Raw genomic sequence first — 24,139 nt, 5'->3', positions numbered from 1 at the left:
GATTTACAGATATTTTTAGTAAATTTGCAAGCTAGTAATAAACAACAGGAGATTTTACTCCCAAACATCATCGAATAATAATAAAAAATAAATATACAATGAACTTTAACAAAATTCTCCAGTCATTGTTTGGCAACAAGTCAACTCGCGATATGAAGTTGATCCAGCCAATCGTAGAAAAGATCAAGGCAGAGTATCCTAAGATGCAGGCCTTAAGCAATGACGAACTTCGTGCAAAAACAAAAGAACTTCAGAAGTACGTACAGGAGTACGCCAAGGAAGAGAAGGCTAAGATTGCTGAACTCAAGGCTAAAATTGAAGACACTCCTATCGATGAGCGTGAAGGTATCTTCAACCAGATCGACAAGTTAGAGCAGGAAGCACTCGACAAGTATGAGGAAGCCCTCAACGAGGTTTTGCCTCAGGTTTTCGCTATCGTTAAGGATACTGCTCGCCGTTTCGCTGAGAACGAGGAAACAATAGTTACTGCTACCGACTTCGACCGCGAGTTGGCTTCTAATCCAGCTAACGACTTCGTTACCATCGATGGCGACAAGGCTATCTATCACAACCACTGGACAGCCGGCGGTAATGATATGAAGTGGGAAATGATTCACTACGATGTACAGCTCTTCGGTGGTGTTGTTCTCCATCAGGGTAAGATTGCCGAGATGGCTACCGGTGAGGGTAAGACCCTCGTAGGTACAACACCTATCTTCCTGAATGCCTTGACTGGTAATGGTGTTCACGTCGTTACCGTGAACGATTACTTGGCTAAGCGTGACTCTGAGTGGATGGGACCTCTCTATATGTTCCACGGTCTCTCTGTAGATTGTATCGACAAGCACCGTCCTAATTCCGACGAGCGCCGCAAGGCATACCTGGCAGATATCACCTTCGGTACCAACAACGAGTTCGGTTTCGATTATCTTCGTGATAACATGGCTACCAACCCAGCCGATCTGGTACAGCGCCAGCACAACTACGCCATCGTCGATGAGGTCGACTCAGTGTTGATTGATGATGCCCGTACCCCATTGATCATCTCTGGTCCTATTCCAAAGGGCGACGACCAGATGTTTGAGCAGTATCAGCCATTGGTTGAGAAACTTTATGAGGTACAGCGCAAGCAGGCTACAGAATTGCTCGCCGAGGCTAAGCAGAAGATTAACGAAGGTACAAAGGCTAAGAATCAGGAGCTCCTTGATGAAGGCTTCCTCGCACTCTTCCGTTCTTACAAGGCATTGCCTAAGAACAAGCCATTGATCAAGTATCTTTCTGAGGAAGGTATCAAGGCTGGTCTGCTGAAGACCGAGGAGTACTACATGGCAAACAACAACCGTGAGATGCCTAAGGCTACTGAGCCATTGTACTTCGTAGTAGACGAGAAAATGAATTCTGCCGACCTTACCGATAAGGGAACCGACTGGTTGGCTAAGCAGGTAAACGACAAGGAACTCTTCGTATTGCCTGATATCACAACAGAAATGAGTGAACTCGAGGCACGTACAGACCTTACCGACCAGGAGCGTCTTGACAAGAAAGACGAGATGCTGGCTCACTATGGTGTACAGAGCGAACGTGTTCACACCTTGCAGCAGCTCCTGAAGGGTTACACCATGTTCAATAAGGACGACGAATATGTTGTCATGGACGGACAGGTGAAGATTGTGGATGAGCAGACAGGACGTATCATGGAAGGCCGTCGCTGGAGCGATGGTTTGCACCAGGCTATTGAAGCTAAGGAGCACGTAAAGGTAGAGGCTGCTACACAGACCTTTGCTACCATCACACTTCAGAACTACTTCCGTATGTACCACAAACTCGCAGGTATGACCGGTACTGCAAGTACAGAGTCAGGTGAGTTCTGGGATATCTACAAACTCGATGTTGTTGAGATTCCAACCAACCGCCCTATCCAGCGTAAGGACTTGGATGACCGTGTATACAAGACTGCCCGCGAGAAATATCGTGCAGTTATCGACGAAATCGAGGAAACACGTAATGCTGGCCGCCCAGTCTTGGTAGGTACAACATCTGTCGAGATTTCTGAGTTGTTGAGCAAGATGTTGAAGATGCGCAACATTCCTCATAATGTATTGAACGCTAAGTTGCACCAGCAGGAGGCTCAGATTGTAGCCGAGGCAGGTCGCTCAGTAAACGGTAAGGGTGCCGTAACCATCGCTACCAACATGGCAGGTCGTGGTACCGATATCAAGCTGACTCCTGAGGTAAAGGCTGCAGGTGGTCTTGCCATCATCGGAACAGAACGTCATGAGAGCCGCCGTGTAGACCGTCAGCTCCGTGGTCGTGCTGGTCGTCAGGGTGACCCAGGTTCTTCTGTATTCTATGTATCATTGGAGGATAAGTTGATGCGTCTGTTCGCTTCTGAGCGTATCGCCAAGGTAATGGACCGTCTCGGTTTCGAGGATGGCGAGCGTATCGAGAGCCCAATGATCAGCAAGAGCATCGAGCGTGCTCAGCGCAAGGTTGAGGAAAACAACTTCGGTATCCGTAAACACCTCTTGGAGTATGATGACGTGATGAACCGTCAGCGTACCGTTATCTACGAGAAGCGTCGCCACGCCCTCATGGGTGAGCGTATCGGTATGGATATTGCCAACATCATCTGGGACCGCGTATTGAACATCGTCAACAACAACGACTTCTTCGGTGCCAAGGAAGAGTTCCTGAAAGTTCTTGCTATGGAGATTCCATTCAACGAGGATGAGTATGAGAACGGCAGACGTGAGGATTTGGCAGAGCGTGCTTTCCAGGAGGCTATGGCTACATTCAAGCGTAAGACAGACCGCATCCAGGCTACAGCTATGCCTATCATCAAGCAGGTATACGAAAACCAGGGTGCTATATACGAGCGCATCATGGTACCTATCACAGACGGCAAGCGCATGTACAATATTCCTTGCAACCTCAAGGAGGCATACGAGAGCGAGGCTAAGAACGTAGTGAAGGAGTTTGAGAAGAGCGTTGTTCTCCAGATTATCGATGACGACTGGAAGGAGAACCTCCGCAAGCTCGACGAACTGAAGCACTCTGTACAGAATGCAAGCTACGAGCAGAAGGATCCTCTCCTCATCTTTAAGTTGGAGAGTGCCAAGGTTTGGGATGCCATGATCAATGACATGTACGACCGTATTGCAAGTATCCTGATGCGTGGTCAGATTCCAGTAATGGAGCAAGAGCAACCAGTTCAGGAGGCAGCTCCTGAGCAGCACACTCAGCAGAACTATGTAGAGAGCAAGGTAGATTTGGATGCAGAGCGTGAGGCACAGGAGGCAGCTGCTAACCAGGATACCCGAGAGGGCGCACAGGTAAACCGCACTCCTTACCGTGCAGAGCACATGCCACGTCCTAACGACCCATGTCCATGCGGAAGCGGCAAGAAGTTTAAGAACTGCCACGGCAGAAACCTGTAATCACAGAAAATGATGATGCTCTTATATATATAATAAGGTATAAGAACATCCATCATCAGAAATAATGATAAGAATACCTAGATTTGATGATACTCTCATCATTTCTAGGTATTTTTGTTTTAAAACTACATTATTGCTACCAAGTTGCAAAAAATTATTAGTATTTTTGCAGTCGAAAAGGAAAAAGAGCTGACCATGAGGTCATACCCCAAAGAAAAGAACAAGATTAAAACAAGGAAAGATATATGAAATTATCAGAACTTAAAACAGGTGAAAGCGCCGTTATCGTCAAGGTATCAGGACACGGTGGCTTCAGAAAGAGAGTCATCGAGATGGGATTCATCAAGGGCAAGAAGGTAGATGTACTCCTTAACGCCCCACTCCAGGACCCAGTGAAATACAAGATTATGGGTTACGAGGTGTCTCTCCGCCACAGCGAAGCCGACCATATCGAGGTGGTTTCCATTGATGAAGCCAAGAACGATGCAAAGCTCAACAAGGCGGAAGAAGAAGACCGCCAACAGGTAATTGACTCAAAAGTAGTAGATTCCAACGATAGCGACGAGCAGGCGCTCGGCGACAAGATGCTCGTAGCTGAAAGAAAAGACAATGCCAGCAACGAGGCTTTGGCTGAGCAGGAAGCTGAACGACTCCACCGCGTCATCAATGTGGCACTGGTGGGAAATCCAAACTGCGGTAAGACTTCCCTCTTCAACTTCGCATCGGGTGCTCACGAACGTGTAGGCAACTATAGCGGTGTAACCGTGGATGCGAAAGTAGGTGAAGCCGATTTCAACGGCTACCACTTCAATCTGGTAGATTTGCCGGGTACCTATTCCCTCTCGGCTTATTCGCCAGAAGAACTCTATGTGCGCAAGCAGCTCATCGAGCATACGCCGGATATCGTCATCAACGTCATCGACACCAGCAACCTGGAGCGCAATCTCTATCTCACCACACAGTTGATAGATATGCACATCCGCATGGTCTGCGCCCTCAATATGTTTGATGAAACCGAGAAGCGTGGCGATAACATCGACTACGACAAACTGGGCGAACTCTTCGGTATCTCGATGATTCCTACCGTCTTCACCAATGGCAGAGGCGTAGACAAGCTCTTCGAGACCATCATCGAACTCTACGAAGGCAAGGAAGATTCCAGCGCTCACTATCGCCATATCCACATCAACCACGGACATGAGATAGAACATGGTATCGAGCATATCCAGAAATATCTGAAGGCAGATGATTCCATCCGCCAGCGCTACTCTACCCGATACCTCTCTATCAAGTTGTTGGAGAATGATAAGCACGCCGAGGAATACGTAAGCCATCTGAACTCTGCAAAGGAAATCTTCGCAGCCCGTGCCGAGGCAGCCAAGCGTGTGAAGGAAGAGACCCTGGAAGATAGCGAAACCGCCATCATGGACGCCAAATACGGTTTCATTCATGGCGCATTGCAGGAAGCAGGCTATGAACCGGGTAAGGCAAAGGATACCTATCAGGTAACCCACCTCATCGACAGCATCCTGACCAATAAATATGTAGGCTTCCCTATCTTCGTTCTCCTGCTGTTCATCATGTTCTCAGCCACCTTCGTACTGGGCGAGATTCCTAAGGGATGGATTGAGGACGGCGTGGCATGGATGGGCGAGTTCATCAGCAATACGATGCCGGACGGACCGGTGAAGGACATGCTGGTAGATGGTGTGATTGGTGGTGTAGGTGCGGTCATCGTATTCCTGCCACAGATACTGATTCTGTATTTCTTCATTTCTTATATGGAGGATTCGGGATATATGGCTCGTGCAGCCTTCATCATGGATAAACTGATGCACAAGATGGGCCTGCATGGCAAATCATTCATTCCGCTGATTATGGGATTCGGATGTAACGTACCTGCCGTGATGGCAACGAGAACCATCGAGAGTCACCGTTCCCGTCTGATTACGATGCTGATATTGCCATTGATGAGCTGTTCGGCTCGTCTGCCAATCTACATCATGGTCATCGGAACGTTCTTTGCCATCCAATACCGTTCACTCATCATGGTATCGCTCTATCTCATCGGCATCTTCCTAGCCGTGATTCTGAGCCGCATCTTTGCCAGTTTCGTGGTGAAGGGCGAAGATACCCCGTTCGTAATGGAGTTGCCTCCTTACCGCTTCCCTACCTGGAAGGCGATAGGCCGCCATACCTGGGAAAAGGGCAAGCAGTACTTGAAGAAGATGGGTGGTATCATCCTTGTGGCAAGTATCATCGTCTGGGCTTTGGGTTATTTTCCTCATAATGAAGAACTTGATAACCAGGCTCAGCAGGAACAGAGCTATATCGGCAGAATCGGCAAGACCATCGAGCCTATCTTCACCCCACAGGGTTTCGACTGGAAACTGGATGTGGGCTTGGTATCCGGTGTAGGTGCCAAGGAGATTGTAGCCTCAACGATGGGTGTGCTCTACAGCAACAACGACAGTTTCTCTGATGATCAGGATTACAACGATGAAGACGGAAAATACGAAGTCTTGAAGAAGCAGATGACTTCAGACCTGAAGAAGACCTACGGTTACAGCGATGCCGAGGCAGCAGCGAAGGCAACGCTCACCGCCTACTGTTTCCTCCTCTTCGTATTGCTCTACTTCCCTTGCATTGCCACGATAGCAGCCATCAAGGGCGAGACGGGCAGTTGGAAATGGGCAGGATTCGCCGCCGGCTACACCACGCTATTGGCATGGGTAGTATCAGCCCTGGTCTTCCAGATAGGATGTTTGTTTATCTAATCAAGGTGTCAGCTTTAAGAAAACAAACAAAGAGAGCGCACAACACCTGAACGACAGCCGCACAACAGCTGAGCGACGCTTGCACAACACCTGTTGTGCAAGCGCACATCAGCTGTTGTGCGGCTTACTATATAATATATCCAAAAGACTTATTCTATATATCTGAAAGACTTCAAGTAACTGTTCGGAAGATTTTAGTCATATACTAGAACGTTATCAGTCATATACCTGAACGACATCAATCATATCATTAGAAGACATCAACCGTATCCTTATTCAGGATAATCTCTTTCCTACCTTTGCGGCAACAAACGCTATCATCAGACCCAGGCAGGCGGCAATGCTGATGGCAATGCGGAGACCGGTAGCCTCAGCAAGCCATCCGATAACCGGAGGTCCTACCAGAAAACCGAAGAAACTGATGCTCGAAACGATGGTAATGGCGATGCTCGCCTTGATGGTTCCCAATTTTCCGGCGATACTGTAACAGATAGGAACCGACGAAGAGATGCCGAAACCTACCAGCAGAAAACCCAAGGTGGCAGGAATGAGATAAGGCAAGGCAGCAGCCAGCCACAAACCGCCCAATATCAAACCACCACAAACCTTCAATACTCTGGCTGGACCGTATTTCGTAACAAACCCATCAGCCATGAATCTACCCAACGTCATCGCACCCATACCAGCAACATAGCCCGCACGGATAAAAGCCTCATCGGGTTTTACTACTGATGAAAAATATACGCTACTCCAATCGTAAACGGTACCTTCACAGAACATGCCTGCAAATCCCATCAGTCCCAAAAGGAACAGAATCGGGTCGATGGTCTTGAAAGAGAACTTTGGAACATCCTCCTCTTCTGCTTTCGCCATGGCATCATTAATCAGAAAGCGGAAACCGACAGCAATGATGAGAATACTCAGAGCCAGGATAGTTCCAAAGTGGACATCTATCGGGAGTAAAGTGTTGGCAAAGATGGCACCGATGATACCACCAGAGAATCCCCCCAAACTCCACAGACCATGAAACGATGACATGATGTTGCGCCCATACATCTTCTCTACCAGACATGCCTGCGTATTGGTGGCAATGTTCATCAGATTCGCCATCATTCCGAAAGCAATAAGACTCAAAATCAGATGAAAAACCGTAGTACTGCTACCGATGCAGAAAAGAACCAGAACATAGAGCAACTCAGAGAGAACCAGCATCTTCTTGCTGCCAAATCTACTCACCAGGATACCCGAGAAAGCCATCATCAGAAGTTGGCCGATAGGAATGGCGAAAAGCACCGTTCCCAACTGGCCGTTGCTCAGATGCAACATCTGTTTTACATCCGGAATACGGCTTGCCCAACTGGCAAACACTACTCCCGGAACAAAATAATAAGCCGCAACCGCCACTCGCTTGCGCGCCAAATCACTTAAATTACTCAAATTACTCAAACTGACTGTCATCCTTAATAATATACCTATTATAAATACTCATTTCTATTAGCGGCTGCAAAATTACAAAAAAAAACAGAAAAAGACTGATATTTGAACAATAAATGTTGCGCCGTTTGAGATTTTTGCTGTACCTTTGCACTCAGAAAAAAAATTAAAAACAAACTAGCAATGAAGAAACAAACAATGATTACCCTGGCACTCGCCTTGACTTTGGCGATGCCAACCCTACCCGCCTTCGCCCAGAAGGCGATGAGCAAGAAAGAAATTGCCGAAAAAGAAAAGGCATTCAAGAACCTTCAGCATCCCTGGAAGGGAAAGAAAGTGGCTTACTTCGGCGACTCCATCACAGACCCTAACATCAAGGCATCAAAAGTAAAATACTGGGGATTCCTGCAGGATTGGCTCGGCATCACCCCTTACGTTTATGGTGTGAGCGGCAGACAGTGGAACGATATTCCCCGTCAGGCAGACCAACTGCAGAAGGAACATGGTGATGATTTCGATGCCATCCTCATCTTTATGGGTACCAATGATTATAACAATGGTGTGCCTATCGGCGAATGGTACACGGAGACTTTCGACAGTGTGAGAGTAGCCCGCCACAAGCCAAGCGAAATGGTACAGCGCCGCCACCGCCACTTCTGCATGGACAAGAATACATTGAAAGGCCGCATCAACATCGCCATGTCGAAGTTGAAGCAGATGTATCCTACCAAGCAAATCGTGGTGATGACTCCTGTGCATCGTGCTCTCTTTGCCAGTGGTGACAAGAACATCCAGCCAGATGAGATGTACGAGAATGCGCGTGGCATTTTCTTCGATGAATACGTGAAAGCTATCAAGGAAACAGGCAATGTCTGGGCGGTTCCGGTCATCGACCTCAACTCTCTTTCGGGTCTTTTCCCTCTTTACGATGCTGGTGCGCAGATGTTTAACAAGCCGGATACCGACCGTCTTCATCCTAATGATGCCGGCCACTCTCGCATGGCTAAGACCATCATGCAGCAGCTCTCTGCATTACCTTGCGTCTTCTAGAAATCCGTGGCAATAGATGGCAATAGGTGACAATAAGAATACGTCTTATTGCCACCCATTTCTTTCTGTGTATCAATTACTTACAATCTGCGTGGCAGATATGGCAATAAAATAGAAAAACTTTTTCCTACATATACTGCAAAATCATATCAACCATCGTTTCCAGATAGCCTTTATCATCCTTAAACAGCACATGATTCTTTTGGAATTCACCTTTTTCAAATGGATTCTTCAACCAAAACTCAACCTGCTCCATTGGCGTATTGCTGATAATGAAACTGTTCAACATCAGATGAGCGTTGCCCAACTGAGAAGCCACTTCTGTCTGTAAATACTTGAAGAGTTGAATCTTATCATCCTCCAATCCTTTAAGATTGCGAATACCTTTCGGGTCGATGAAGGTGATATATTGCTTCTCTCCATCCAATATCCATAAGATAAAATCAGGATAGAAGTTGTTTGCTTCAAAGAAACCCAACCCCCTCTTACTCTCATTGCGAAGCAGATAAACCTGCTTACCTGCCAGCACATCGTCTTGATGAACCTTACAATATTCACGGAAGGAAGTAACAAAGTTCTGTTCTCCTAAGTTTAATGCCACAGGAGACACCTTCAACGTTGGCTCACCAGTTACAACATCCACATAAGGACGATTACCATTGGTATTTTTCTCTGCAAGGAAGACCAAAGGCTTATACAGATGTTCCTCCACATTCAAAGCCTTGAAATAAGGAGCATCAAGAACTAAGTCTTTACCAAATTCATTGGCTTCCACCTGCGCCTGCAATATTCTTAAATGATCTACCACATTACACAGGTCATTACGAACCTCGATTTCATATTCGTCAGGCATACCTATATTATAATAGGTAACGCGTGTCTCCTTCAGATGTTTTTGCTCTTCCTTCGACTTGGCCTTCTTGTAAGCCATATCCATATAGCCACGGAGCAGACTGATTGTAACATCCTGCCACAACTCCACATTCTTTCCGAAATCATGAAAGTTCAAACGGTCTTCAGGAATTGACAATTCGTACCAGGAAGGATTTGCCATCAGATACTTCAAGTCTTCCAATCGCAATTCCAGATTATACCAACCTCGCTCTGCCTTCATACCCTGCAAGGCAAAGAACACTTCCGTCCAGTCTATCCAATTCAGATGCTCCTGTCCCAAAACACCAATATAGCGACTTGCAGCATTAGCAGTTTGAACATTCTTGCTTCGCAGCAAATCCACCTTTGGATATTTGTCCAGTTTTACATTCACCTTTTTCATCAGGCTTTCATCGGCAGGTTCCACCACAGCAGACTTCTTGAAGTTATAGCCATCCACGACTTTCGGCAATGAGAGATGAAGAGCATCTAAATTAACAGACTTAATGGTTTTGATGACAATCTTCTCATAGTCTATCTCATTGGTTGGCAAACCTTCATCCTCCAAATATGCCTTGAAGGCTTCCATATAGTCGGCACGCACGCCAAAGATATTCAGAGTCTCTATGGTTGACAAATTCTTTGGAATCATCTCGTCCTGATAGCAGGCATCCAGCATCTTTCTTCGCTTCAGCGAATACTTGTATCCCTTCAGACGAACACCACGACCGAAAAGCTGAATAATCTCAGAACCTTCGCTGCGTCCCACATTCATCAGACCCATCACAGAAACTCGCCAACTACTCCATCCTTCAGTAAACTTCTTGGAACCAATCAGGATATTGACTGTTGAATCTTGAGAATTGATATTGTTGAAGAGGCTGGAAGTTCCGAATGCTTTCGTTTCACAAAGGAATCCTTTATCCTGCAAGAGTTTCAGCAATTCCTTACCATCACCCACATTGATGACGCCGAAATAATCCTTAGTACTTCCTACTCTCAATCCAATCTCCTCAAAACCTCCTTTTTGAAGATCGATATGAAGTTGGGCACCATGGATATTGGAGTGGAAAAGATCCCGCAGGATAGCATCGTAGATATTCTCGGCAAACTTCTGTTTGTCATCTTCTACGAGATAACCACCTTTAAGCGCCAGAAAAGAGTTGCCAAATACAGAATAACCATTCTTTGTTTTCAATCCATCTTCCGAACTGAGCAAACGACGGATATAACCTGAAAACTCTGTACGATTCCGGATAAAATCCTGCAAGAACAAGAGTATCTGAGTTACATCCGATACCTGATTCTTATTTTCCTTGCTCACAGCCTTTACGCTACTTCCCACAAATATTCCCAAAGGCTTTTCCACCAGAAACCTGTTATGAATCCGCATATCACTCTGATAGATTTTAGTCTGTTCATAAAGACATAGCAAATATGCCGTGAGATACATATTGAGCAAATCATCATCATTCCAGTCATTCATATTCATGATACGATAATCCTTGCCATATCCATCGGCATAGAAATAACGATAGGAATAATCAAAAAGTGTTGCCTTACCATATTGGTCGAACATCGCCTTCCGGTCTTTGGCATTACTCTTTGCAGAAATGGCTTGACCAAAGGTAGCGGAATACTCAAAAGAGAAGCCTTCCTCGGTCAACTTCTGGCGATACCCCATCCAGACATCGCCACTGGAACCTTTGTGACCTTCATCTACCAATACCAGGTTGTTGCCCTCGAAAGCCTCAACAGCTACCGTTTTATCTCCATCCTTATCTGCCAATTTATTGATGTCGATGATTTCTACAGTCTTGCCTTGAAACAAACCACCAACACCTTGCTTGCTGAACATAGCAACATCCATATTAGAAGCCTTCAACTCTTCATAATGCTGACGGCTCAATCCTTCATTTGGAGTCAATACGATGATGCGGTTGAGTTTCTTGGCATGATGAATTCTGGCATACTCCTGATATTGCTTGATATTGACATGCATCAGCAGAGTCTTGCCCGAACCTGTTGCATTCCAATAAGCCAACTTATTCAAGTCATCAACCGTAAAGTCGGGCAACTCGTGCCAGGTTTCTGCTCGATGATTGAAGTCATCATGCAGAAAACGATTCAGGTTATCGCAAAGAGCCTGCGGATTACTGAAATACTGGTCGAGATAGATTTCCGTGAACAAGAGGGATAGATACTGGAAGTACTTCCACTTGATAGGTTCACTTCGCTTCTCGTTAATCTCATCAGTAAACTTCACGATATGCTGGTCGTAAAAGTACAACTGTTCTATGGACAAAGGACCTGTTGCATAGAGCTTATGACAAAGCTCATGATAGAGTTTTGACTCGTGGTCATCATTCAATCCTTCGTATGCTGGATCCTTGAGGTCACGAGACAAAGCCTCCAAGTCCTTACAGCCAAACAGCTGCAAGATATAATGAAACAGGACCAGTGCCTGCTGCAGTTTTCCTTTTTTCTGTATTTTCTTAGCCATAATAAGACCTACTCAAACATTCTCTTCTTAAATTCTTCCTCAATGAGTACTACTTTCCAATGCTCCTCATCCGTTTTGATATTCGGTAATGTATTATCACCATTTACATAAATCTTGTCAAACTCCGAGTCGGTGGTGCAGTAGGCTTGCTTACGGAAGAATTCATTCAAGTCTTCGTTGCTCACCTTGTTGCAGTTTCTCCAAATCACGAGAGTTCGCTCATTGCCGACATGGGTAGTTCCTTCCACCACACAGTAGCCATCCTTAGGATAACGGAGCGTCTCTACATTCAGACCGATAAGGTAGTTGAAGGTTTCCACCATATCAACATGGGTATCTACCAACTCATTATCCTTGGTTGTCTTGATAGACATGACAAACGGATTTTTAAACCATTCCAGGTTGAAGAGATCTCCCTTGGTTTCTGTATCGAGCATATAACGGAGGAAATAGGTTTCCTCGAAATCTCCCTTGCCATTCTCGTTATCGAAGTCGAGTCGCTGGTTCTTTGGTTGTAAGTTATTCAATGTATCCTCGTATTGCTCCAGGCGGATGTACTTGAAGCATTGAGAAATGCCTTTACGGGAAACAGGTTTGCCATCCTTCCAATCCTCGGAATAGATTACTTTTTCGATGCGAGGCTTGGTTACAGAATTGAAATATTCAGCCATTTCACAGAGGATATATTTTCGATTACCATTGTCTTCTCGATTGAGATTAATGACCGCATGACCTGTTGTGCCTGAGCCTGCAAAGAAATCTAATAATAATGCATTCTTTTTCAGATATGTTCCTGCATATATTGCTTGCTGAACTGTATAAAGAGATTTCGGGAAAGAGAACAATCCTGAATTGCCGAATATATTGGTCAACAAATTTGTACCCCAAGTTGTTGCACTAAATTTCCTATCAACCCATAGACTTGGCAAAAGCCCCCAATCAGCCTCATCATTATACAATCTAATAATCGTATTAGATGATGTACATTCCAAAAGACCTTCCTTTAACGCTTTTTTAGCAGACTCAAAGCCCAAACTCCAGCATCTCTCTTGACCATCTTTTCCTATCGGATAAATTCTAAGATAACCTTCATCAGTAGGACTCGTAGGATAATCTTTCACTTCCAAAGCTGGTGGAGCTTCAAAACCGACTATTTTCTTTGTTTTCGATTCTACTAATACCGCATAAAAGCTATTTGGTCTTCCTTCACGATGATTATTATCTCCTGTTCCAGCTCTACTAAAACTACGAGTTCTTTGTCGTTCTTCTATAGGCTCTCCCCTAAGCAAGTCTTGCCCTTTCGGTACTGCAAACAAATTATATTCATGGGTTTTTGAAACATTACTTCTTCCAGTTCCAGAGCCCGGATAATGGTTCACTATAACTTGAAACATATCATAAGCAGCAAAATTACTCTCCATAATTTTATATAGATTATGGAGTTCAACATCATCTATAGCTACAGACCAATAACCATCCTTGGCTACTAAGTTTTTTGCTTCAATAAACCTATCATTCATCAATGTCATCCAAGAAGAATCTTTATATGAATTCTTATATAAGATAGGTGTAGCATCAGTATTATAAGGAGGGTCTATGTAAATTCCATCTAATTTACGATGGCACTTCTCCTGCAACAACTCCAACGCCTGGAAGTTTTCACTATTAATCAGCAATCCATTACACTCCTCATCCACATTCTCCATACTTCCCACGAGTTTATGCTTGAACTCGGCACTAAAGAACTTGGTGTCAAGTACAAGGAAAGGATTGTCTTCCAGGAACTTTTCTGTTAATGGCTCACTATAGACCTCGGTCATCATATCCCCTTTGATTTCATCGATGGCAAAGAGGCGAACCCATTCTTTACGCTGCTCATCATTAGCAATAATCTCTGGGTAAAGGGTACGAGGAATGCGGTCGAGCGTGATACAATAATCACAACCGACTACAAACTTTTTCTTGAGCCACAACTTCTTTTGGAAGTCTTCAAGCTGGGCAAGGAAGGTGATAATCTTCTCTCCTACCAGCTTGATGGCTTTCACTTGTGCCAAATGCTCCATGATATGAGTGGCATCCAAATCATCCAAGAACATCACCTCGTTTTTGATATAGAAATCAAGTTCTCTACGAAGGAAACCGCCCAAGTCTTTGTGGATGAAATAATCAAAATTGTTCTTTGCCGTATAGTCTTGCAGATGCTTCATCAGCAAAGTGCGTTCCTTATTCTTTTCTGTTGGCACCTTTTCATTAACCAACTCTGCAAAGTCGGCATATTTTCCTTCTGCAAACGAAGAAATAATCTTAGCCTCAGCATCCTTGATAAGTGCATCCTGCTTGGTGGTCTTCGGCATCAATTCATAAGTAAAGAAGATGTTTAGCTCACCATCTTCCTCTGCGATACAGTCCTCTTCACAAAGTTGGAAACGGCGCTCCATATTGTTGGCTGCCTTGTTGTTGTTCTGCTCTGTATCCGCATCACGAAGAACAAAGTGTACCTTACGACGGCTGGTCGGCAACACGAACGAGTAATTCTTGAAATACTCAGAAGTCTTGATGTAATACTGGTCGGCATTAGCCCAATACAACTTCACTTCCTCACCGCTATAAGGAATGGCATAGGCATCGTCCTTATAGCGACGTTTAGAGATAAAATCGCCACCCTCATAATAACGGCTAAAGAATTTAGCCAAATGAGAAAACACCTCATTCTCCATGGCAGAAATGTCAGTTCCTGCAGCAGTTTGAGCCTTCAAAATCTTTGTAACTTCAGGAACAAGGCGATTGTTCAAGAACGCCTCGATATCCTTACGCTTCTGATTCATAATGCGATATATACCAAAGTCGAGTTCGGCTTGGTCGAGTTGCAGTATTTCTGCAAGTATATCTCTAAATTTCTGTTCGTATTGTGTCATTGTTTATATCTTAGTTATGTTATCTTGCTTTGATTCCGATTCATTTCTTTAAAGTCCAATGCACGCAGAAGAGTTCTTCTTCCGTAATATGCTGCTGGATAAATGCCTTCACTTTGTCTATCATTCCGTCTCGCTTCTCCTCTATCTCATCTTCCAGATTAAAGATTTCGGCTCGCTTACGCTTCTGCTGACGAGTAAGGGTATTCAATTCCTTTTCCAAGGTCAATGTTTGCTGTGCATTCTCCGAACGACTCAAAAGTCTTTTCTTCTCCTTGATTTTTGCCTTGATGTCTTTCAGTTCATTCTCCAAAGTGAGCTGCTGGTCTTCTGCCCATTTCTCGATATGCTGGATTTCAGCATCAAGCAAAGCCTTGTTTCGTTCTTCTATCTGATCGGTCAAGGCTGCTCGCCGGTTATCATACAGGGAAGCCAGCTTCTGGCTTGCTTCCTCCTGCACACGAACATTTCCGGTACTTATCGTTGGAACATTCAATAGTTTTTCTGCAAACTCCTGACCCAAAGCCGTTCCATCTTCCGCAAGTGCCGTCAGCACAATGTGCTGTTCCTGCTGCCCTTCGGATATAAAAGAAACAAGATGAGCCTGAAGCCATCCACTTTCATAAGCACATTGTTCTATATCTGCCACCTTATAACGATACAGGCTATAATCGAAGAGGAGATTCTGCTGGCTTTGTTTATTCTGCTTACACAAAGCAATGACCTTTTGAGCCAAAGGATGCGACAAACGATAATTGATATATTGAGATTGCAGCGTAGTTATCTGATACATGCCACATTCTGCTGCCACATCAGGATAAGGATTGTGCTTCAAGCGAAAGACGAGATTGGTTTCATCTACCACTTCTACATTCTCCTTACCAAGCGTAGCAATGGTTATCGTCCAAAGCCAGCGATGGAACTTATTCAGATTTCCCATATCCTTGCCTTGGCGAATCTTCAGCAGTCCCACCACATCCTCATCAAAGTTTTCAAGCAGTTGCTTGCGGGTATCTTGCATCGTTGTCTTGATACTTGCATCCATCTCTTGCTGAATCTGGTCGAAGGCAGCATTGATTTCTTCAGGAGTACGGCACTGCTGATATATATTGAGCATCCGCTTCTCGAAGTCAACACCCGACTCGATGCTACCCAACACCTCATCACTCGAACCGAAGACACCATCAAAGAGATGGAATTTCTCAGAAAGCAGTTGGAACACACGCACATCAGCAGCATTTGCCTTGTTGATGAAGTTGAAAACCACAACATCATTCTTCTGTCCATAACGATGGCATCTACCTATGCGCTGTTCCACCCTTTGAGGATTCCACGGCAAATCATAATTCACGATAAGCGAACAAAACTGAAGGTTGATACCTTCGGATGCCGCCTCGGTAGCAATCATGATTTCGGCTTCGTCTCTGAAATAATCTACAATAGCCTGGCGCTTGTTTGCCGACAAAGAAGGGGTAAAGGCTGATGTGCCTATATTCCGCTCTTTCCATGCCTTATATATCTTCCGGGAAGTTTCATCATTGTTGGAACCATTGAAGAGAACAATCTTGCCCATATAACCATTCTCCTCTAAAAGCTGTTTCAGATAGAGCTGGGTACGGGTACTTTCCGTGAATATCAAAGCTTTGCGGTTGGCTCCCAACTCTTCCATCTTCTGAAAGCCGGTATGGAGTGCCGACAAGAGGCAATCACCTTTTTTATTGCTACTGATACTATTGGCTAGATCATATAGACGTTGGAGTTCCTTGATTTCATCCTTGATACCTTCTATCTCATCGGAAGTAAGGATTTCTCTTTCCTGTTCGTTCTCATCCTGCTCATTCCATTCATCCCAATCATCGCCCAACATATCTTCGGCAACCATAGCAATTTTTCCATCTTCCCCATACCAGCCTTGCGGTTTATCGGCAGAATATGGAGCAATCTTGGTCTGCAAACGGTCGATAAGCGTTTTGAGCGTATAGCCGATGGCAAAGGTTGATGAAGACATGAGTTTGCGGAATATCAGCGTAATCAACTGACGTTGACTGGTTGGTAATCCGTAAGTATCATCACGGCGAAGATACTCGCTGATTTGATTATAGAGTTTCTGCTCTTCAACGGCAGGATAATATTCCTGCGCCATCGGGATACGGGAAGTATATTTTACATACTCCGTAACCTGTTTGCGAAGCGTGCGATGCACGATGGGGCGAAGACGCCTGCGAAGATTACCAAAAGCAATATCATCGTTTTTGTTACTATAGCAATACTGAGCCTTGAAACTCTTCAAGTCACCAAAGTAATGGTCATCGATGATACTTACCAAACCATATAATTCCTCAATATTATTCTGAAGCGGAGTGGCGGTAAGGAGGAGTTTATGACTATCAGAAAAAGCTGATTTCAGACGGGAAGCCATCGAAGGGGTTGACTTATAAACATTGCGCAGTTTATGAGCCTCATCATAAACCACCAGGTCCCAATGAGTGCGCGACAAGATTTCGGCTTGTCTGGAAGCAAACTGATAAGAGCAGATATAGATTTGCTTGCCATCGGAAAGATGGTCTAAAGAAATCCCCTTTTTCTTTTCGAGAATAAAAGAATCCAGAAAGAACTTTTCCTCCAGCTCCATGCTCCACTGTCTGCGAAGGGTAGCTGGAGCAACGATGAGGATACGACGCTTACGTTCAGCCCAAAACTGGCTGATAACAATACCAGCCTCTATTGTTTTTCCCAATCCCACCTCATCGGCAAGGATAACACCTTTCGAGAAAGGAGACTGGAATGCAAAAAGAGCCGCCATCACCTGATGGGGGTTCAGATCGACACGTGCCTCCGACAAGACACCCGTCAACTTATCATCATCTGCACCGCCCCTATTACGTGACAACTGCCAGGCATAATACAAGAGCTGCGCAGATGAATAAGGGATTTCCTGTTTCATCGTCGCTATAGAAAAAATGAGCGTTGAACTTTATTCTGGAAGTACGAGCCACATGCAAAAAAATACCTGAGAGCATGATACAAAAGAAGCGTGAGCTTCACTTATCATACTCTCAGGCATTTGGCGTGGCCCTCCCAACAGATAAGTTCAGCCCACGCTATAGCGCAGGCATTCACTTTTCTATTGTTGGGATACGTCTTTAAATCGCCAAATTTCGAGAGTATTCCGAATATCGTAAACGCTTTGTATATTAATATGTTATATGTCTAAAGTTTATTCTTTCTGTTTCTTATTATTCTATTTTATTTGTTCAACTTATGTTACAAGGGAGCAGCCGCCTGCGGCAACCTCTCCCCTTTCGAGGGCAAAGTTACAAAAAATAAATGAAATTTGCAACTTAATACCTCAAAATATCTTTTATCGAGTAAATTTTACTTGAAGCATCAAAGGAGAAATACTGGTCCCATAATCATATAATCCTCTCTCTGCTTCTTGCTCAGACTCTTAATGAATCTATACGACACATATCAAATCAGCTGAAGATAACTTATAGCCTTCTCTGTACCGAAAAAATACTGGCGATTCAGCTTTCTGTAGGTCAACTCTTTTGCCAGTTGCTCTAAAGTCATTCCTCCATACAAATATCTTTCCAACTGAAAAGCGACACCATCATCAGCAACGGGACCTACCACTATATCATAGTCATGAACAAATTTTTCCTTACTTCTTTTACGGTTAGCTAAGATAAATTTTGCCCATTCTATTGATGGACTATCAAAAGTCAACACTTTCAGACTTCCATCAATCAACAGTTTCTCGTCAAACAAGAATTTTGTTACGACAGGAGAACCTGAGCCAACAATACGAGTTCGCTTGATTGCCATCTCCATTGCCTGCGGAAAAATATCCGTCAGATAAAAACCTTGTCCAAAATCCTTATAAGGCTTACACTTAGTAAAATCAATCTTGTCTATAAACAGATTGGATCCATGATACAACTCTATCATACCAATGCCCCTCCATGCCTATGGCAAATGACTGACAAATCATCCACTGCATCATCTAAAGAAAGAAGATGCTCCGCTCCATAACATTCATACAAAAAATCCAATCCCTTATGCCTTTTCAGATAAGCATAGGATTGCTTCAAAGATATGCCAAACCGCTGTGCAAATTGGCTCACACAATATATAATGTAATAAGTCTTATTTTCTAATTCCATAATTCTCAACCTACCTTTCCATATTTAATTTCCTCCTTCAGCAACTCATAGTTGTAGCCAGAACTCTGATAATATAGCCCTGTCTCTAAATCCTGAAGTTTCTCGAATAATTCTGAATTATAAACACAATCTAAAGCTTCTTCAAGAGAATACTTGAAGTCTTCCATCAGCCACATTGCCATATCTTTGATACGGGCATTAATCAATATGCCTATCTGTCCGGCTGAAAGTTTTGTTTGTCCTTCCATAATTATATATTTTTCTTTTGTGGGCAAATTTACAAAGAAATATCGAGAATACCACATATTTTATATATAAAAGTTTGGAGAATACAAAGAAAACTTGTAATTTTGCCTGAAAGAATGGATTTTTAGTGACACGAACAAAATAAACAGAAGAAATCATGATAAACGACAGAAGACAACTGGCTGACGTGTATCAGCAAACTATAGATATTGTACTGGAGGGACATTACACATCTGAGAATGGGGAGAAAGTGAAACTGCCCGACAACACGAAGATGCTGAAGGGAAGCAGATTCTATACCAAGCCACTGGATGCTTCAAACATACCTACCCTTGCAGATAGTTCCACCAAGATTATCGTGAAGAATGACGACAGCATTCATTGCGGTCATCTGTTGCAACAGGAAGGATACAATCCCGTGGTTCTCAACCTGGCAAGCCGTCGCAACCCGGGCGGTGGAGTGAAGAACGGAAGCCGGGCTCAGGAGGAGAGCCTCTTCCGCAGCACCAACCTCTTTCTCTCTATGTATCGTTATGCAGAATATGCCGAGGATTACAGTTTGGAAAAAAGCAAGTTCCAATATCCGATGCCTGTGAGATTCGGAGGCATCTATGTGCCAGATGCTACCGTGTTCAGAGCTGGAGCTAAGGATGACTTCGCCTTGCTCGATACTCCTTATTATATGTCGTTCGTGGCAGTAGCTGCCATCAATCATCCTGATTTAGATAGAGATGGGAACATCTGCGAAGAAGATGCCGCACTGACGAAAAACAAAATGAGGACGATGCTGCGCATCGGTTTGCTGAACGGACACGACAGCATCGTACTCGGTGCATTCGGTTGCGGCGCCTTCCACAATCCTCCGAAACATATCGCAAGACTGTTTCACGAAGTCATCGACGAGAAGGAGTTCAAGGACAAGTACAAGCTCATCGCCTTCGCCATCCTTGAAGACCATAACTCGCCAAGAGGTGGAAACCTGCAACCCTTCATCGAGGAATTCAAGTCATAAACTCCCACAGATTTGGCTTTCCCTTCGGCCGCCGATTTTCAATTCACAGATTCACACAGATGGGGCTTGATTAGCAGTAATCAATGCCTCGTTTCTCACACTCTCCTCGCAGGGCGGCAAGGAAGTAGCTGCGCTCGCTGCCCCAACCACGAACCTTGCGCTCATGATCTATGGTCTGCTTCAAACGCTCATCGCTGTATGTGGCAAAGCGGGCTGCATACTCTGAAATTCTTGACTCGGCATAACCTGCACCAACAGTTGATGACTCGGCATTAACTGCCTTAATTGTTGAAGACTCGGCATTAGCTGCCATTACATTCTCATTGTTCTTTAAATCTGAATTTGGATTCATAAAGATAATTATTTTAAGTTGTTAAACACTTACACATTCTTTTACCACCGTGGTTATCTCTATGCGAAACTCGGTTGGTGTGCCACAACTGGGCAACTCTTAATGCTTGATTTCGGGTGCAAAAGTACATCATTATTCTGAAACCACCAAATTTTTTCGGGATTATTTTTCCTGTTTTTTTTCCTTCTTCTAAAGAAGAAAATTTTTCGTGGTAGCAGATAGCAAGGAAATACCCGACTTGATTGAAGGAGATACCCTTTAATGGTTAAACTTTCCTATATTTGCATTATAATAGTATCATAATAATAAAATTATAATTATCTTTGCACTATGATTATCAGAAAGATATAAGACTATTCAAAGACAATAAAGAAGATAATATACAATGATAGAGAATCCGTTTATTCTGCGAGGATACATATCCGACGCTTACTTCTGTGACAGAGAAAAGGAAACCATCGACTTGATAAGAGAAATCAAGAATGGCAATAATATCACCCTGATTGCACCTAGAAGAATCGGCAAGACAGGGTTGGTGCAACACGTCTATGCCCAGGAAGAAATCAAGGATAAATACTATACATTTCTTGTAGATATTTATGCCACGAAAACCCTAGCCGATTTCATTCAGGAACTAGGCAGAAGTATTCTGCAAAGTCTGAAACCTAAAGGCACCAAAGTAGTGGAACATTTTCTTAACTGCCTTCACTCACTCCGTTCATCCATCAGCTTCGATATGAATGGCGTACCTTCATGGGGAGTAGATTTGGGAGAAATCACCAGTCCAACCACAACGCTCGATGAAATTTTCCATTATCTGGAAAGTGCTGATAAGCCTTGCATCGTGGCCATTGATGAATTCCAAACCATCAGCAGCTATAGAGAAGCGAATGTGGAAGCCATACTGCGCACTTACATCCAGCACTGCCATAATGCCAGTTTCATCTTTGCCGGATCTCAGCGCAATATGATGTCGGAAATATTCTTGAGCCATGCCCGTCCTTTCTACCAGAGCACCTCCATAAAAACACTGAAAGCTATTGATAGAGAGGTGTATGCCGACTTCGCTACTCGTCTTTTCGAGGAAAGACAGAAGCATATCAAACGAGAAACCATTTATCAGATATACGACCGTTTTGATGGCATCACCTGGTATCTCCAAAGAATGCTCAATAAGATTTTCTCGCTCACAGAAAAGGCTGATGACAAGATGATGGAACAGGCTGATGACAAGATGATGGAACAGGCGCTCAACTCGATTATAGACGAGAGTGCTTTTGCATACGAAGCACTCCTCTTTCAATTGCCAGCTAAGCAAAAGGAACTTCTCTTTGCCATCTGCAACGCAGGCAAGGCTCAAAACATCATGTCATCGGCATTCATTAAGAAGCACAATCTTCCTTCCGCCAGTTTTGTACAAGGTGGTATCAAGGGATTATTGGAGAAAGATTTTGTTACAGAGACGGATGGAACTTACGAACTGTACGACAAGTTCTTTGGTGAATGGCTGAAAAAGGAATTATAAAATACTGAAGATAGAAGTATAAAGTATAAGAATATAAACAAAAAGAAGAATATGATACAGCAAGTAGAATTTTCATTGCGTCCGCTTCCTCGCGGCTTTCACCTCGTAACCAACGAGGTGATGAGGAACCTGCCAGCGCTGCCTAAGACAGGGATTCTGAATCTCTTCGTAAGACATACCAGTTGCGGATTGTCGCTGAACGAGAACTTCGACCCAGATGTGAGACATGACTTGAAGGGGATCTTCGAAAGACTGGTTCCGGATGGCGACCCAAGATACCTGCACCAGGATGAAGGACCGACGGATATGTCGGCTCATGCCAAATCGAGCATGGTGGGTGTATCGCTCACCATTCCCATTACCAACGGCAGATTAAACCTCGGAACATGGCAGGGGATTTACCTTTGTGAATTCAGAGAGGGAGGCGGAAGCCGACACCTCATCGCAACGATTATCGGGGAATAAAGATAAAAACGAGGATGTTCGCACATCCTCGTTTTTACGTTAACATAATCTTTTATTCTATTGCGTCCAATTCCACTTCATCCTCTTCCTTCTCCTCTTTCTTTCCGAAATTAGGATCAATCTTCAGGAAAGCAGTAACCAGGAAGGTGATGGCGCAACATGCCATCACGATGATAAAGAACATGCGGTAACCTACCATATCCTTCAGATATCCAGAAACCATGCCCGGCAGCATCAATCCGAGATAGGAGATGCCCGTACAGATGGAATAATGGGAGGTCTTGAACTTTCCCTGACTGTAGAACAGCATGTAGAGAGTAAGAACCGTGAAGCCCAGACCATACCCCAACTGCTCGACAAAAAGACAGCTGGAAACCACGATGAGGTTGCTGTTGAGCGAGTAACTCAGATAGATGTAAACCACATCAGGCAAGGTGATGGCGCAAACCAGAGGCCAGAGCCATTTCTTCATTCCATCCCTACTCACCAGAATTCCACCAAGAATTCCACCCAGCAGCAAACCTATCAATCCCACAGTACCATTGGCAAAGCCATATTCCTGAGGTGACAGTCCCAGTCCACCCTGCGAATTAGGACGGAGGATGAAGGTCTTGGTCATGGTGTTCAGAAGCGCTTCAGGGAATCGGTAGAGCAAGAGAAAGAGCATCACACAGACGGTTTCACCCAATCCGAACTTCACGAAGAAGGTGCGGAACATGTTCTTCAGTTCATGAGCCACTTCACCCACCGTTCTGTCGGTCTGCACATCATCCTTCGGGCGCGGCATGAAGCGGCTGTGGTAGAGCCACAAACCGATGAAGATACCTGCCAGTCCGTAAAAGATAAGCGCCCATGAGAAGCGAATCTGGTTGCGGAAGAGAACCTGAAGCACACCTGCCAGCATCACCAGAAAACCATTCACAAAGATGATGGCGAGGCGGTAGAAAGTATTTCGCAAGCCTACAAACTTAGTCTGAGTATGTTCATCCAGCTCAATCATGTAGAAACCATCTGCCGAAATGTCGTGGGTGGCACTACAGAAGGCGATGAGGAAGAAGAAGCACATCGTTGCCTGAAACCAGAAGGCGGTAGGCAGCGAGAAGGCGATGCCGGCAAGGGCAGCTCCGATGAGAGCCTGCATGGTGAGCACCCACCAGCGCTTAGTCTTCAGCAAATCTATGAACGGACTCCACAAGGGTTTGATGACCCAGGGAAGGGCGAGCCATCCGGTATAGAGACCCACCTCAGCATCGGTCAGCCCCAACTGCATGTACATCACCACAGAGAGGGCGGTAACGATGACGTTGGGGAGTCCTTCGGCAAAATAGAGGGTCGGAATCCATGCCCATGGACTCCGACTGTTTTTCTTTGTTACCATTTTACATCA

Annotated in this window: 15 protein-coding genes and 1 riboswitch; of the genes, 6 read left to right on the top strand and 9 right to left on the bottom strand. The window is 44.5% G+C overall.

The genetic code is table 11. The features are described 5' to 3' along the window. The first annotated feature begins 98 nt into the window (after window positions 1–98). Together secA and feoB are read left to right on the top strand one after the other, a co-directional pair. A complete protein-coding gene (gene secA / locus NNC77_RS00680) occupies window positions 99–3,437 on the top strand; it encodes a preprotein translocase subunit SecA (RefSeq protein ID WP_022120998.1) in 3,339 nt (1,112 codons plus the stop codon). A 245-nt stretch (window positions 3,438–3,682) separates the two neighbouring features. Beyond that, a complete protein-coding gene (gene feoB, locus NNC77_RS00675; protein ID WP_254969592.1) occupies window positions 3,683–6,214 on the top strand; it encodes a ferrous iron transport protein B in 2,532 nt (843 codons plus the stop codon). 276 nt (window positions 6,215–6,490) lie between these two features. Here the strand turns inward: feoB and NNC77_RS00670 are convergent, their stop codons facing one another. Continuing rightward, on the bottom strand, window positions 6,491–7,651 hold the full coding sequence (locus NNC77_RS00670; protein ID WP_220432096.1) for an MFS transporter: 1,161 nt from the start codon (window positions 7,649–7,651) through the stop codon (window positions 6,491–6,493). A gap of 180 nt (window positions 7,652–7,831) precedes the next feature. Here NNC77_RS00670 and NNC77_RS00665 point away from each other — a divergent pair, with 180 nt between their 5' ends. Continuing rightward, complete coding sequence (locus tag NNC77_RS00665; RefSeq protein WP_254969591.1) at window positions 7,832–8,698, top strand: SGNH/GDSL hydrolase family protein; 867 nt, start codon at window positions 7,832–7,834, stop codon at window positions 8,696–8,698. Window positions 8,699–8,825: 127 nt separating this feature from the next. On the opposite strand, the gene NNC77_RS00660 is transcribed toward NNC77_RS00665, so the two are convergent. The 6 genes from NNC77_RS00660 to NNC77_RS00635 all read right to left on the bottom strand — a co-directional run bounded on the left by NNC77_RS00660 (window position 8,826) and on the right by NNC77_RS00635 (window position 19,400). Beyond that, entirely contained in the window at window positions 8,826–12,074 is a 3,249-nt protein-coding gene (locus NNC77_RS00660) for a DEAD/DEAH box helicase family protein (protein WP_254969590.1), read from the bottom strand. Window positions 12,075–12,082: 8 nt separating this feature from the next. After that, window positions 12,083–14,989: a site-specific DNA-methyltransferase gene (locus tag NNC77_RS00655; RefSeq protein WP_254963211.1), complete on the bottom strand. Its 2,907-nt coding sequence runs from the start codon at window positions 14,987–14,989 to the stop codon at window positions 12,083–12,085. A gap of 40 nt (window positions 14,990–15,029) precedes the next feature. Beyond that, window positions 15,030–17,930 carry an SNF2-related protein gene (locus NNC77_RS00650; RefSeq protein ID WP_234564324.1) on the bottom strand — a complete coding sequence of 967 codons (2,901 nt, stop codon included), beginning with the start codon at window positions 17,928–17,930 and terminating at the stop codon, window positions 15,030–15,032. Between the two features lie 527 nt (window positions 17,931–18,457). After that, window positions 18,458–18,937 (bottom strand): DUF3990 domain-containing protein, encoded by a 480-nt coding sequence (locus tag NNC77_RS00645; RefSeq protein ID WP_262912837.1) that lies wholly within the window; start codon window positions 18,935–18,937, stop codon window positions 18,458–18,460. Next, entirely contained in the window at window positions 18,934–19,152 is a 219-nt protein-coding gene (locus tag NNC77_RS00640) for a DUF3791 domain-containing protein (RefSeq protein ID WP_181992412.1), read from the bottom strand. Before NNC77_RS00640 ends, NNC77_RS00645 begins: the two co-directional genes overlap by 4 nt. A 5-nt stretch (window positions 19,153–19,157) precedes the next feature. Further along, window positions 19,158–19,400 (bottom strand): hypothetical protein, encoded by a 243-nt coding sequence (locus NNC77_RS00635; RefSeq protein WP_117586144.1) that lies wholly within the window; start codon window positions 19,398–19,400, stop codon window positions 19,158–19,160. A gap of 155 nt (window positions 19,401–19,555) precedes the next feature. Between NNC77_RS00635 and NNC77_RS00630 the strand changes: the two genes are divergently transcribed. Then, entirely contained in the window at window positions 19,556–20,410 is an 855-nt protein-coding gene (locus NNC77_RS00630; RefSeq protein WP_234564323.1) for a TIGR02452 family protein, read from the top strand. Window positions 20,411–20,480: 70 nt separating this feature from the next. Here the strand turns inward: NNC77_RS00630 and NNC77_RS00625 are convergent, their stop codons facing one another. Further along, window positions 20,481–20,762, bottom strand: coding sequence for a hypothetical protein (locus NNC77_RS00625; protein ID WP_234564322.1), 282 nt, complete (start codon window positions 20,760–20,762; stop codon window positions 20,481–20,483). Beyond that, window positions 20,762–20,873, bottom strand: a riboswitch (SAM-I-IV-variant riboswitch). (Overlaps the previous gene by 1 nt.) Window positions 20,874–21,147: 274 nt before the next feature. Between NNC77_RS00625 and NNC77_RS00620 the strand changes: the two genes are divergently transcribed. Together NNC77_RS00620 and NNC77_RS00615 are read left to right on the top strand one after the other, a co-directional pair. After that, window positions 21,148–22,287, top strand: a complete 1,140-nt coding sequence (locus tag NNC77_RS00620) for an AAA family ATPase (RefSeq protein WP_234564321.1) — start codon at window positions 21,148–21,150, stop codon at window positions 22,285–22,287. 51 nt (window positions 22,288–22,338) lie between these two features. Continuing rightward, window positions 22,339–22,752, top strand: coding sequence for a secondary thiamine-phosphate synthase enzyme YjbQ (locus tag NNC77_RS00615; RefSeq protein WP_006846346.1), 414 nt, complete (start codon window positions 22,339–22,341; stop codon window positions 22,750–22,752). Between the two features lie 52 nt (window positions 22,753–22,804). On the opposite strand, the gene NNC77_RS00610 is transcribed toward NNC77_RS00615, so the two are convergent. Then, window positions 22,805–24,130 (bottom strand): MFS transporter, encoded by a 1,326-nt coding sequence (locus NNC77_RS00610; RefSeq protein WP_200757328.1) that lies wholly within the window; start codon window positions 24,128–24,130, stop codon window positions 22,805–22,807. Between the last annotated feature and the right edge of the window lie 9 nt (window positions 24,131–24,139).

This window comes from Segatella copri (genome assembly GCF_024330485.1).
In the GTDB taxonomy this organism is placed as follows: Bacteria; Bacteroidota; Bacteroidia; order Bacteroidales; family Bacteroidaceae; genus Prevotella; species Prevotella copri_L.
This window is presented reverse-complemented; position numbering and strand designations above follow the sequence as displayed.